Origin of the sequence: Burkholderia sp. MSMB1072 (genome assembly GCF_001524725.1) — a bacterium.
Taxonomy (GTDB): Bacteria; Pseudomonadota; Gammaproteobacteria; order Burkholderiales; family Burkholderiaceae; genus Burkholderia.
The window spans coordinates 1-12,494 of record NZ_LOYC01000067.1 but is presented as its reverse complement, the minus strand read 5'-3'; the positions used below and the strand labels follow the sequence as shown (position 1 = coordinate 12,494).

At 68.7% G+C, this 12,494-nt stretch carries 11 protein-coding genes and 2 pseudogenes; 7 read left to right on the top strand and 6 right to left on the bottom strand.

Annotated features, from left to right (window positions below):
• Positions 1-83 precede the first annotated feature (83 nt).
• Positions 84-207, bottom strand: a pseudogene (locus tag WS89_RS34055) (transposase); the annotation flags it as partial.
• Between the two features lie 176 nt (positions 208-383).
• On the opposite strand from WS89_RS34055, the pseudogene WS89_RS29200 reads away from it, so the two are divergent.
• The 7 genes and pseudogenes from WS89_RS29200 to WS89_RS29170 all read left to right on the top strand — a co-directional run.
• Positions 384-776, top strand: a pseudogene (locus WS89_RS29200) (helix-turn-helix domain-containing protein); the annotation flags it as partial.
• Positions 777-1,190: 414 nt separating this feature from the next.
• The gene (locus tag WS89_RS29195; RefSeq protein ID WP_059795554.1) at positions 1,191-2,333 is read left to right on the top strand and encodes an acyl-CoA dehydrogenase family protein; all 1,143 of its coding nucleotides are present in this window, start codon (positions 1,191-1,193) and stop codon (positions 2,331-2,333) included.
• Positions 2,334-2,382: 49 nt separating this feature from the next.
• Positions 2,383-3,285, top strand: coding sequence for an HpcH/HpaI aldolase/citrate lyase family protein (locus WS89_RS29190; RefSeq protein WP_059785824.1), 903 nt, complete (start codon positions 2,383-2,385; stop codon positions 3,283-3,285).
• Positions 3,286-3,293: 8 nt separating this feature from the next.
• Positions 3,294-3,947, top strand: a complete 654-nt coding sequence (locus WS89_RS29185) for a pyridoxine/pyridoxamine 5'-phosphate oxidase (protein ID WP_059795552.1) — start codon at positions 3,294-3,296, stop codon at positions 3,945-3,947.
• A complete protein-coding gene (metC, locus tag WS89_RS29180; RefSeq protein WP_373558401.1) occupies positions 3,947-5,176 on the top strand; it encodes a cystathionine beta-lyase in 1,230 nt (409 codons plus the stop codon). The genes WS89_RS29185 and metC overlap by 1 nt, the downstream gene beginning before the upstream one ends.
• Entirely contained in the window at positions 5,170-5,814 is a 645-nt protein-coding gene (locus WS89_RS29175) for a glutathione S-transferase family protein (protein WP_082742012.1), read from the top strand. Before metC ends, WS89_RS29175 begins: the two co-directional genes overlap by 7 nt.
• Before the next feature lie 20 nt (positions 5,815-5,834).
• Positions 5,835-6,617: a glutamine amidotransferase gene (locus WS89_RS29170; protein ID WP_082742008.1), complete on the top strand. Its 783-nt coding sequence runs from the start codon at positions 5,835-5,837 to the stop codon at positions 6,615-6,617.
• Here the strand turns inward: WS89_RS29170 and WS89_RS29165 are convergent.
• The 5 genes from WS89_RS29165 to WS89_RS29145 form a co-directional block, all read right to left on the bottom strand.
• Positions 6,540-7,274: an autoinducer binding domain-containing protein gene (locus WS89_RS29165; protein ID WP_059498898.1), complete on the bottom strand. Its 735-nt coding sequence runs from the start codon at positions 7,272-7,274 to the stop codon at positions 6,540-6,542. The genes WS89_RS29170 and WS89_RS29165 overlap by 78 nt on opposite strands.
• An 85-nt stretch (positions 7,275-7,359) precedes the next feature.
• Positions 7,360-7,899: a hypothetical protein gene (locus tag WS89_RS29160; RefSeq protein ID WP_257128258.1), complete on the bottom strand. Its 540-nt coding sequence runs from the start codon at positions 7,897-7,899 to the stop codon at positions 7,360-7,362.
• Positions 7,851-9,389, bottom strand: a complete 1,539-nt coding sequence (locus tag WS89_RS29155) for a DHA2 family efflux MFS transporter permease subunit (protein WP_034207345.1) — start codon at positions 9,387-9,389, stop codon at positions 7,851-7,853. The genes WS89_RS29160 and WS89_RS29155 overlap by 49 nt, the downstream gene beginning before the upstream one ends.
• Positions 9,386-10,750, bottom strand: coding sequence for an efflux RND transporter periplasmic adaptor subunit (locus WS89_RS29150; protein WP_059795546.1), 1,365 nt, complete (start codon positions 10,748-10,750; stop codon positions 9,386-9,388). The genes WS89_RS29155 and WS89_RS29150 overlap by 4 nt, the downstream gene beginning before the upstream one ends.
• A gap of 9 nt (positions 10,751-10,759) precedes the next feature.
• Entirely contained in the window at positions 10,760-12,259 is a 1,500-nt protein-coding gene (locus WS89_RS29145) for an efflux transporter outer membrane subunit (protein ID WP_059795544.1), read from the bottom strand.
• Positions 12,260-12,494: the final 235 nt, after the last annotated feature.

The window sequence follows — 12,494 nt, the reverse complement described above, 5'->3', positions numbered from 1 at the left end:
TTTCTAACGCAATTCGACGCACGTGTGACCGGACCATGCGGCGTCGGCCGACCGAATGCCGGTCGTGCGGGCTTCACCTCCCGATGACGTCGATTCCAGACGCCCGCGTGCTGCCAATCGCGTAGCCTGCGCCAGCAGCCCATGCCTGAATCACAGCCGCATTTTGTGCGGAAGCATTTCCCAGGGAATACTGGATTGCCGCACGAAAGACCGGTGGCCAGCAGCATCTTCTCCCGCATCTTAAATTTGACATAATCAACATTATCGATAGTTTGTGTTGTAGCAGCTAAGTTCAAATGTCCGCTTCCGGCTAAGTTCAGATGTCCGTTTTTCGGCCCGTCGTAAGCTGACCGACCGCTGGCAATCCAGCGCCGGAGGCTGCGATGGCTGCAACGGAACGGATCACGATGACGATGCGCGAGCCGGACCGATTCAAGGTCATTCAGGACGTAGCCGACGGCAAGCTCAAACCATGGCGTGCGGCGGAACGGTTGGAACTGACGACCCGGCAGGTTCGCCGACTGGTCGCCAGATTGCGGGAACACGGACCTCAAGGTCTTGTGTCGGGACGGTATGCGAAGCCCAGCAACAACCGGCTGGACGCGGTAATTGTGGACCGGGCGCTGTCGATCATCCGCGATCGCTACGCCGATTTCGGGCCGACGTTGGCCTGCGAGAAGCTCTGGGAGTGTCACGGCATTCGGCCGGCCAAGGAGGCGGTCAGGAAGCTGATGACGGAGGCTGGGTTATGGATTCCGCGTCGGCAACGACCGCCGAGCCGACCGTCTGGCTGAAATCACTTTTAAATCGCCGGCAGGCGGACATCTGACGGACATCTGAATCCGGGTATGGCACGCGTTATCAAACCCGGATTCAGGCGATGCGAAACACGGAATTGCATCGTAATCCAAATTGTTTAAGTGTCGACCATCCTCTGCGCGATCGCATCGCGCTCGACCGCACGCACGCTGGCGGCCGCCGTGCTCTTTGCCGCATCGATACGCCGGATGTCCAGCGTCGGTGAATCGATCAGCCTCGTATCCCGGGCCGTCGCGACCCCCCCCTGAACCGTCCATTCACCCTGCAACTACCACTACTGCCAGTACCTGCGCTGTCCGTGGCCTCTTAATCTTGTCGTCACCACTGGCGCGCCGTCGAAGGCCGCGCCGCTTCGACTGGAGACACGAAAGATGCCATTTGACTGGACGCAGGAGCAGCACGCGACGCGTACGCGGTTTCGCGATATCGGCGCGGGGATCGCCGCTGCCGTCGAACACGACGGCAACGCGCCCGCCGGGTTCGACGAAGCCGGCTGGACGCGGCTCGGGCACGAAGGACTGTGGGACATGATCGTGCCGGAGACGTATGGAGGCGACGGTCACGGCTGGTGGCATTTTTCCGCGGCGCTGGAAGGGCTTGCATCGTCGATCCGCCGTCCGGCGCTGCTGCTGTCGGTGATCGCGCAGGCCGGCATGGTGCGCGCGCTCGAGCGATATGGCACGGCGGCGCAGCAGGACCGCTATTTCGGCGCGATCCTGCGTGGCGAACTGAGCGCGACCGCGATTGCCGAGCCGGGCACCGGCACCGACGTGCGCAGTATCGCGACGACGCTCGTCGAGCACGGCGACGGCTACCGACTGACCGGCAGCAAATTCAATATCGCGCATGCACCGCTTGCGCGTTTCATCCTCGTCGTCACGCGCATCGAAACGCCGGGTCGGCGCAACACCGCGCTCGTGATCGTCGATCGCGACCAGCCGGGCATGACGGTGGCCCCGCCCGACCGCAAGCTCGGCCTCGACGACCTGCCCACCGGCGCGCTGCATTTCGACGACTGTCCGATCATGCGCGGCCAACTGCTCGGCGAACCGGGTGCCGGGCTCGGCAACCTGATCGACATCATCTCGCTCGGCCGTCTCTATTACGGTCTCGTCGCCGCCCAGGTGACGGCGCCCTATCTGCACGATGCGATCGACTATTGCCGCGAGCGACGCAGCTTCGACAGCACGATCGACACGCATCAGTACGTGCAGCGCCGCCTCGTGGACCTGCAGATCGGCATCGAGCGCGGCACGTGGCTCGCGCGCGGCGCGCTCGCGCAGTTGCTGACGGATCATCCGCAAGCGTTGATGACGTGCTCGATCGCGAAGCTGGTCGGCGCGCAGGATCTCGTCGACAGCGCGCTCGGCCTCGTGCGGCTGTACGGCAGCCTCGGCTACCAGGACGGGCCGGTGGCCGCGTTCGCCTCGGACGCGCTGGGCTTCATGAGCGTCGGCGGCACCGAGGAAATGCATCGCAAGAACATCTTCAACCAGATGATGCGCGCCGGCTGATCGCCCGCGCCATCGCCACGCGTACCACGCGCCCTACAGGAAACCACGCATGACACCGACGAACCGACGCCCTTCCCGCCTGCGCCGCTCCTGGCTGTTTCTCGCCGGCGCCGATCACGATGCGCTCGTTGACGGCACCGCGAGCGGTGCGGACGTCCTGATCCAGGAACTGGAAACCTTTACTCCTCCCGACCGGCGCCCGGCCGCACGCGAACTGAGCGAGCGGGTGCTCGCGGGCTGGCGCGATGCCGGCGTGCTGGCGTCCGTGCGCGTGAATCCGCTCGACGCGGGCGGCATCGACGACCTGCGCGCCGCGATGCGCGGGCGCCCGGACATCGTGATGATGTCGTACGTCGCGACGCCCGAGCAGGTCGTCGCGCTCGACGAAGCCGTCACACGTTTCGAGCGCGAGTACGGCATCGCGCCGGGCTCGACCGAGCTCGTGCCGAACGTCGAGACGACGCTCGGTCTCGTGAACACGATGGCGATCGCGCGCTCGAGCCCGCGTGTGTCGGCCGTGCTCGTCGCAACCGAGGACATGGTGGCCGACATGGGCGCCGAGCGCACCCGTGCGGGGCGCGAGCTCGACTACGTGCGCTCGCGCTTTCGCGTCGAATGCGCGGCGGTCGGCGTGACCGCGATCGACTGCCCGTACAGCTATGCCGACAACGAAGGTGCTGAACTCGACATGCGCGTGTCGCGTGGCCTTGGCTACCAGGCGAAAGCGATCGTCAACGCGCAGTTCGTGCCGGTCGTCAATCGCGTACTGACGCCGACGGCCGATGAAGTCGCCCTCGCCCGCCGCGTGATCGACGCGTTCGATCACGCGCGGCGCGCCTCCGGTGGCCGTCGCGTTGCCGCCGCCGTCGTCGACGGCTTCCTCGCGGAGGTCCCCGACTATCTCGCCGCGCATCGGTTGATCGCCCGCGCGACGCAATTCGGCATCGCATGAGTGTCGCCATGGATACGATCGCAACGCGCCTGAAGGCGCTAAAAACCCTCGCCCACGCTGCGCCGCACGTGGCGACCGACAACTGGGCCGGCACGCCGCACGCGCAGTTCGAACGCTGGCTCGACGAGGCCGTGAGCGCCGGCGCACTCGAACCGCAGGTGACGACGCTGTCGACGGTCCACCCGGACGGACGGCCCGATGCACGGTCCGTCGTGCTGCTGAATGTGGACGCTCGCGGCTGGCATTTCGCGGCGAACGCGTGCAGTCCCAAGGGGCGCCAGCTCGCGAACCGGCCGTTCGCGGCGCTGACTTTCTACTGGCCCGTGATCGCGAGCCAGATCCGGCTGAGCGGCCCGGTCGAGCGGTTGCCGGCCGCCGAAGGCCACGCCGATTTCGCGGGCCGCCCCGAGCGGTCGCGCGCGAGCATTCTGGCCGGACGGCAAAGCGAACGACTCGACGATCCCGCCGACCTGACGCGCGCGATCGACGCGCAGCTCGAGCGTCTGGCCGCCGACCCCGCGCTCGTGTCGGAGGACTGGCACCTGTATGCGCTGGCGCCCGACGAAGTCGAGTTCTGGCGGGCCGACAGTTCGCGCCGTTTCGCGCGCCAGGCTTACCGTCGCGCCGGCGCGCGCTGGGAGCGGTGTGCGCTATGGCCGTGATGTCCGCCGAAGCGCCGTCGCTGCCGCGCGACGGCATGCATGACCGCCTGCACGACGACACGCGGCTCGCGCACGCGGGCCGCGACAGCGCCGCGTGGCACGGCTTCGTCAATCCGCCCGTCTACCATGCGTCGACCGTGCTCAGCCCGACGGTGTCGGATCTGTTGAACCGCACGCAGCCGTATATCTACGGCCGTCGCGGCACGCCGACGACGGAAGCGCTCGAGCGCGCGGTGACGAGCCTCGAGGGGGGAGCCGGCGCGGTGCTGTGCCCGTCGGGCCTGTCCGCGTGCACGCTCGCGCTGCTGTCGTGCCTGAAGCCTGGCGACCATCTACTGATGACCGCATCGGTCTACGGCCCGGTGCGTCACGCATGCGAAGGCGTGCTTGCGCGGCTCGGCGTCGAGACGACGTGGTACGACGGCAGCACGCCCGTCGCAGCCGCGTTTCGTCCGAACACGCGCGCGCTGTACGTCGAAGTACCCGGGTCCTACACGTTCGACATGCATGACATCCCTGCCCTCGTGCGGCTCGCGCACGCACACGGCGCCCAGGTCATCGCGGACAACAGTTGGGCCACGCCGCTGTTCTTTCAGCCGCATGCGTTCGGGATCGACCTGTCGATCCAGGCCGCCACCAAGTATCTGGTCGGGCACTCGGATGCGATGCTCGGCACGGTGTCGGCCAGCGCGCGCGCGTGGCCCGCGTTGAAGCAACTGCATGGCGATCTCGGACTGTGCGCGGGCCCCGACGACGTGTATCTCGCGCTGCGCGGGTTGCGCACCCTCGGCGTGCGGTTACGGCAGCACCAGCGCAACGCGCTCGCGGTCGCGAGCTGGCTCGACGGGCGTCCCGAGGTGCAGCGCGTGCTGTATCCGGCCTTGCCGGGCGACGACGGGCACGCGCTGTGGCGCCGCGATTTCCGTGGCGCGTCGGGGCTGTTCTCGGTCGTGCTGCAGCCGGCTCCCGCGCATGCGATCGACGCGTTTCTCGATCACCTGACGCTGTTCGGGCTCGGCTATTCGTGGGGCGGCTACGAGAGCCTCGCGCTGCCGTTCGAGCTGGATGCGCACGGCCTCGCGGCGCGCTGGCCGTCCGGCAGCCGCGGCGTGCGCCTGCACATCGGGCTCGAGGATCCGGACGACCTGATCGCCGACCTGGCGGCTGGCCTCGATCGCTACGCGGCATGCGCGTCGATCGCCGCCTGCGAGGATGCGTCGCGATGCTGACCGTCTGGGGCCGCCGCACGTCGTTCAACGTGCAGAAGGTGTTGTGGCTGATCGCCGAGCTCGGCCTGCCCTACCGGCATATTCCGGTCGGCGGCGAGCACGGTTCGCTGCAGACGCCCGCATTCGCGGCGCTGAATCCGACCTGCCGGATTCCGGTGATCGACTGGGACGGCGACGTCGTATGGGAGTCGCACACGATCCTGCGCTATCTGGCCGCGCGGGTGCCGAACAATCTGTTCTGGTGTCGCGACACGTTCGCACGTTCGCGCGCGGAGCGCTGGATGGACTGGTCGCAGACCGCGCTCGAACCCGACGTGATGACCGGACTGTTCTGGGCACTCGTGCGAACGCCACCGGAGCGGCGCGACGATGAGATCGTGCGCGACAAGGCCGCGCGCAGCGCCATGCATTACCGGCTGCTCGACCGGCTGCTGTCGACCCAGCCGTTTCTCGGCGGCGCGACGCCGGGCCTGGCCGACATTCCGGCCGGCGCGACGCTGTTCCGCTATTTCTCGCTCGACGTCGAGCGGCCGCCGCTGCCGCACGTCGAAGCCTGGTACGCCCGCCTGTGCCGACGGCCCGCCTACCGCGAACAGGTGATGGTGTCGTTCGACGCGTTGCGCGGCCAGCCGGGCTGATCTTCTACCGACTACACGACATGACGCACTTCGCACTTCGTCCGATCCTGATCGTGCTGCATCGCGAACAGTCGAGCCCCGGCCGGATCGGCCGGCTGCTCGCCGCGCGCGGCCATCCGCTCGACATCCGCCGTCCGCCGCTCGGCGATCCGTTGCCGGCGACGCTCGCCGACCATGCCGGCGCCGTCGTGTTCGGCGGCCCGATGAGCGCCAATGACGGCGATCGCTGGATCCGCGACGAGATCGACTGGATCGGTGTGCCGCTGCGCGAGGCGGCGCCGTTTCTCGGCGTCTGCCTCGGCGCGCAGATGATGATCCGCCATCTGGGCGGTCGCGTGAGCGCGCATCGGGACGGGCGCGCGGAAATCGGCTACTGGCCGATCGCCGCGACGCCGGCCGGCCGGCGGCTCGGTTCATGGCCGTCGCACGTGTACCAGTGGCATCGCGAGGGCTTCGAGCGCGTTGCCGGGCTCGAGATTCTCGCGACCGGCGAGCATTTCGAGAACCAGGCCGTCCGTTACGGGCCGTGCGCGTACGGTGTCCAGTTCCATCCGGAAGTGAGCTATCCGATGATGCGGCGCTGGAGCACGGCCGCCGCGCACAAGCTCGCGGCACCCGGCGCGCAGGACCTCGCGACGCAGGCGAGCGAAGGCTGCCGCCACGACCGCTCGACGGCCGCGTGGCTCAGCGCGTTTCTCGACCGCTGGCTCGACGAGACGCCGGCATCAGGTCGGCACCGTCACGTCGGAGATGCTGATCAGCCCCCACTCGACCGCGCGCAGCACGGCTTCGTGCCGACGTGACACGTTGAACTTGCGGCGAATGTTCATGAAGTGGAAGTTGATGCACGACTCGGTCACGTTCAGGATGTGGCCGATTTCCCACGAGGTCTTGCCGGCCGCATGCCAGCGCAGGCACTCGACCTCCCGCCGGCTGAGGCGCGGCACGCTGTCGGGCGGTGCGTGGTAGCGCGTGCCGGCGATCGCTTCGCATGCGATGTCGCGCAACAGCGTGAGCGCGGCCAGATGCCGGTCGCAGCGCTCGCGCGTGGCGGCGAGATCGTCCGCGCTCGCGCACGACAGCATGCCGACCTCCCCCTTCGGGCCGTGCACGGGCAGCACGACGCCGCTGCGCATGCCGTACGCGGCCGCCGCTTCGTAGCACGGCCGTTGCCCGGGCAATTCGTACAGCGCGTCGTCCCAGACGAGCGGCAGCGCCGAACGAAAGCAATGCTGCAGCATCGGGTCGATGCGGTCGAACTGCCGCTGCCGGTACAGCGCCGTCCAGCCCGGCACGCCGCTGCTCCACTTGCGCGCGAGATCGAACGATGCGCCGGTAAACGGCAACACGATCAGCACGACCTTGTCGAATCCCATGCCGGCGGCCGCGTCGGTCATCCGCTGCCATGACGCGTCCGTGTCGCCGGGTACCAACCATTTCAGACAATCCAGTCCTTTCATACAAGCCACCCCGTTTATTCGTTGAAATCTTCAATCAGGCGGACTTGCGCAACCGGTTCGAGGCGTTGCGCGCGAACGGGCCGCGCTAAACCGCCTCGGTCAGTCGTCGCCGACCCGCCTGCTTCGCGTCATCCAGCGAAGCCGCGACGTCGAACGGAATCCCGAACGCCTTTTCGATGCCGGCCGCGTTGGCAATGGCCGCTTCACGCTCGTTCGGATCCGGTTCGACCGACACGAGCGCGCGGCAGACCGCGGCAAGCGCGGCGCGGTTCTGCTTGAGCCACATGCCGCGCTCCTTGCGGTCGTCGTGCGGCTCGTCGGGGCGGGCCGGCGGAAAGATCATGACAAACGGCTCGCCGTGCCGCATCAGCGCATGCATGTCGTCGAGCCAGCGTTGTGCGTAGCCGGGGGATGCGATTGCATCGTTGCGCACGACGACGAGCGGAAATTCCGCGACGTCGAATACGGCGAGCGTCGCCAGTGCGGGCGGCGTGTTTCCGGCGTGGTGGGTAGGCATCGGGTCAATCTCCATCGAATTGAACAGCATGGGTCGGAACGGGCCGCGCAGCACTCGCTTCATCGTTTGGCGGCGGCCCCGGGGCCGAACGGCGGGCGGGCGAGCCACACCACCGCGATCACGGCGAGATACACGCAGCCGAGCGCGAACGACACGTCGTTGAACGAAATCTGGTACGCCTGCGCATCGACCAGGTTGCCGAGCAGCGCCGCCGCGCGTTGCGGATCGCCGCCGCCGAGCTGCGCGAGCTCCGCGCGAACGGCCGGATCGAACTTGCTCACGTGTTCGCTGAGCTGCGCGTGATGCAGGATCGCGCGCCGGTCCCACAGGAACGACGTGATCGACACGGCGAAGCTCGCGCCGAGCGTACGCAGGAACGTCGACAGGCCGGAGCCGGCGGCGATCTCGTCCGGCTTCAGGTCGGACAGCAGGATGCTGTTGATCGGCATGATGAACAGCGCGAGGCCGAGGCCCTGCAGCAACTGGATCAGCGCGATGTGCGTGAAGTCGACGTCGGGCACGAAACCCGCGCGCAGGAACGACGACGTACCGAGGATCGCGAACGCGCAGCACACGAGCACGCGCATGTTGAAGCGCGGCGCGTACTTGCCCATGAACGGCGTCATCAGCACGGGTATCACGCCCATCGGCGCGACAGCCAGCCCGGCCCAGAACGCCGTATAGCCGAGCGTGCGCTGCAGCCACTGCGGCACGATCACGTTGACCGCGAAGAACGCCGAGTACGCGAGCACGAGCGTCAGCGTGCCGGCCGCGAAGTTGCGATGCGCGAACAGCCGCAGGTTCACGATCGGGTTCGGCTCGTTGAGCTCCCAGATCAGGAACAGCAGGATCCCGAACGCGGCGACCACGGACATCACGACGATGAACGTCGAGTTGAACCAGTCGGCCTCGTTACCCTTGTCCAGCACGATCTGCAGCGCGCCGACGCCGACGACGAGCGCGGCGAGACCGACGTAGTCGACGCGCGCGGCGACCGTCGTCTCGACGCGCGCGCGCATCTGCGCGAACACGCACATCGCGGCGAACACGCCGATCGGAAGATTGATCAGGAACGCCCAGCGCCACGAGTAATGTTCCGTCACCCAGCCGCCGAACACGGGGCCGGCGATCGGCGCGACGACGGTGACCATCGCGATCATCGACAGCGCGAAGCCGCGCCGCTGCGGCGGGTAGATCGACAGCATCAGCGCCTGGGTGGTCGGGATCATCGGACCGGCCACGAGGCCCTGCAGCGCGCGGAACGCGACGAGCTGCGGCAGGTTCTGCGCGAGGCCGCACAGCAGCGACGCGAACGTGAACGCCAGCGTCGCCCACACGAACAACCGCACTTGTCCGACGCGCTTGACGAGAAACCCGGTCAACGGCAATGCGATCGCATTGCTGACCGAGAACGTCGTGACGACCCATGCGCTCTGCGTCGTGCTGACGCCGAAGTTCCCGGCGATCGTCGGCAGCGAGACGTTCGCCACGGTGCCGTCGAGCACCTGCATGAACACCGCGAGCGCGAGGCCGAACGTCGTCAACGCAACGCTCGACGGACGAAAGCCGGCGTCCGCGGCCGGCATCGGGCCGCTCATCGCACACGCTCCGCACGCACCGCCGCCGGCAGGTTCGCATGCACGATGTCCGCGATCAGGCTGTCGGCGCGCGCGAGCTCGTCGCGGTACACGTCGGTCCGAAACACCGGCGAATCCTGCTCGCGACGCGACAGCATCGCGCCGCTACGGTCGTGCTGGTCGACGCGCGCATGCATCGACAGGCCGATGCGCAGCGGATGCGCGTCGAGTTGCGACGGATCCGTCAGTTCGATGCGCACCGGCAATCGCTGCACGATCTTGATCCAGTTGCCGGTCGCGTTCTGCGCGGGCAGCAGCGAGAACGCGCTGCCGGTGCCGACGCCGAGGCTCTGCACGCGGCCCGTATACCGCACGGCGTTGCCGTACAGGTCGGCCGTCAGTTCGACCGGTTGCCCGATCCGCATGTGCTCGAGCTGTTTTTCGGTGAAGTTCGCGTCGACCCACAGCTCGCGCAGCGGTACGACCGCGAGCAGCGGCACGCCGGGCGACACGCGCTGCCCGACCTGCACCGTGCGCTTGGCGACGTAGCCGGTGACGGGCGCGACGATGTCGGTGCGCGCACGGGCAAGATAGGCGGCGCGCAGCCGCGACGCCGCAGCTTGCACGTCGGGATGCGACGCGACCGCGGTGTCGTCGACGAGCGCCTTGCTCGTCTGGTGCTGTTCGCTCAAGGTCGCGAGCGCGCTTTGCGCGGCGGCGTACGCGCTTTGCGCGGACGTCAGCGTGTCGAGCGCATGGGCGAGCTCCTCGCGGGAGATCGCGCCGGAGCGGCCGAGATCCTCGCGGCGCCGGTAGTCGGCCCTTGCCTTGTCGAGCGCGGTGCGCCGCGCGTCCAGGTCGGCGCGCGCGCCGTCGATGCTGTTCGCGAGCCCGCGCTCGTTGCTGTACAGGCCGCGCACCTTGCGCACGGTGGCCGCGAGATCGGCCTGCGCGGCCGCGAGCGCGATCTGCGCGTCGCTCGCGTCGAGACGGACGAGCGGCGTGCCGGCGCGGACGAGGTCGCCGTCGTCCGCGTCGATCGACACGACGGTGCCCGTCACCTGCGGCGTCAGCTCGACGACGTTGCCTTGCGCGTACGCGTTGTCGGTGGACTCGTACCAGCGGCCGACGATTCCGTACCAGATACCCCACCCGGCGATGCCGACCGCGAACGCGGCGACGAGCGCACGTACGAGGTGCTTGCGTCTGGCGGGCGGCGGCGTGGCCGGTGCGGCGCCGCCCGGTACCGGTTGCGTGCGGGCGTCCGCCCCACTTGGGGCGCGTGGCGCACCGGTGTGGTCGGCCGACGGGTGCTGGCGGGCACTGGCGGGATCGGCGGCTGCGGGCCGCGCGGGAGTCTGCAGGGTGTTGTCGCTGCTCATGGTTCGATGTCAAGGACGGTTGGAAGGCGTGGCGGCAAGCGCAACGTCGTCGGGCTCGGCGCGAAAGCCGCCGCCGAGGGCAGCAACGAGCTGCAGCGACTGGTCCGCGCGCTGGGCGCGCAACGCGGCGACTTCGCGACTCGCGATCAAGAGCTGCTGGCGCACGACGAGCGCGTCGAGGTAACTGCCGACGCCGGCCCGGTAGCGCGCGTCCGCGAGCCGCCATGCATCGGTGGCGGCATCGAACGCGCGCTGCTGGGCATCGGCCTGCACGGCGAGCGCATGCAGCCGGTGCAGATCGTCGGCCACCTCGCCGATCGCGCCGATCAGCGTCTTGTTGTAGCTCGCGACCGCGACGTCGTATTGCGCGTCGCGCTTGCGCAGCACGCCGCGCCGTTCGCCGCCGTCGAAGATCGGCAGGCTCACGGCCGGGCTGACGTTGTAGGTGCGCGAGGCGGCCTGGAACAGCGACGCGCCGCCGCGTGTTGCAAGACCGATCAGCGCGGTGAGACTCACGTCGGGCAGGAAGTCCGCGCGGGCGGCCGCGACGTTGCGGCTCGCGGCCTCCACCCGCCAGCGTGCGGCGACGAGATCGGCGCGCCGGCCGAGCAGCGCGGCCGGCAGGTCGGCCGGCACCGCGAGCGCGGCGGCGGGCAGCGGCGCAGGCCGCGCGAGCGCGAGGCCGCGATCGGGGCCTGCGCCGAGCAGGATCGCGAGCGCGATGCGCGCGCTGTCGACCGCCTGCGCCGCGCGTGCCTGCTCGCGCATCGCGGTCGCGACTTCGCTTTCCGCCTGGCGCTGCTGCGCGACGTTGTCGATGCCTTTCATGACACGCTGTCGCGTCAACGACAACGCTTCGTCGGCGCGGTCGTATTCGGCCTGCGCGACGTCCTGCTGATCGAACGCATAGGCGAGATTCACGTAGGCACGCGCGACGTTGACGGACAGCAGCACGCGCGCGGCCCGCGCATCGATCCGTGCGGCCCGCGCTTCGCCGAGCGCGGCTTCCCACGCCGCGCGGCGGCCGCCCCACAAATCGAGATCCCAGCTCAGGCCGAGATTGATCTCGCGCGTGTGGCTGAAGAAACCACCGCCCTCACCCGCCGAGAATTGCGTGCCGGACGTTCGCTCGCCTTTCGCGCTTGCACGGCCGACGACGTGCGGCAGTCGGGCGGCCTGCGCTTCGATCACGAGCGCCTGCGCCTCGCGCGCACGCGCATCGGCGGTCGCGAGATCGGGATTGCCGGCAAGCGCTTCGTCGATCAGCGCATTCAGTTGCGCATCGTTCAGCGCAACCCACCAGTCGGCGGCCGGCCAGTCGCCGGCCGGCGCATGCGCGAGGCTGCGCGATGCGGCGAGCGTATCGGCGCCGCGCAGCGTACCGGCGGGCGCGAGCCCGTCGCGGCTCGCGCAGGCGCCTAGCAAGGCGAGCGCCACGGCGACGGCCATGCGCGACAGCGTGCGCAGCGTGACGGCATCGCGTGGCGAGGGAGCAAGTGCTGCATGCATCGCGTTCCTCTGCTTCGTTTGGGTTTGAACACGACTCGCATTGTTGGACGCTCGCGGGCAAAGCTGATAATGTTGTTTAGACAAAAAATAATGAATTCCGGCCATGCCCATCCGAGACGCTTCTCCCGCCCGCGCAGTGCAGCGCGCCAACGCCGATCCGAGCGAACGCGCGGACGGCCCGTCACTGATCGCCGTCTGGGGCGAGGACGACGGCAGCAACGCCTACCAGCTCGGC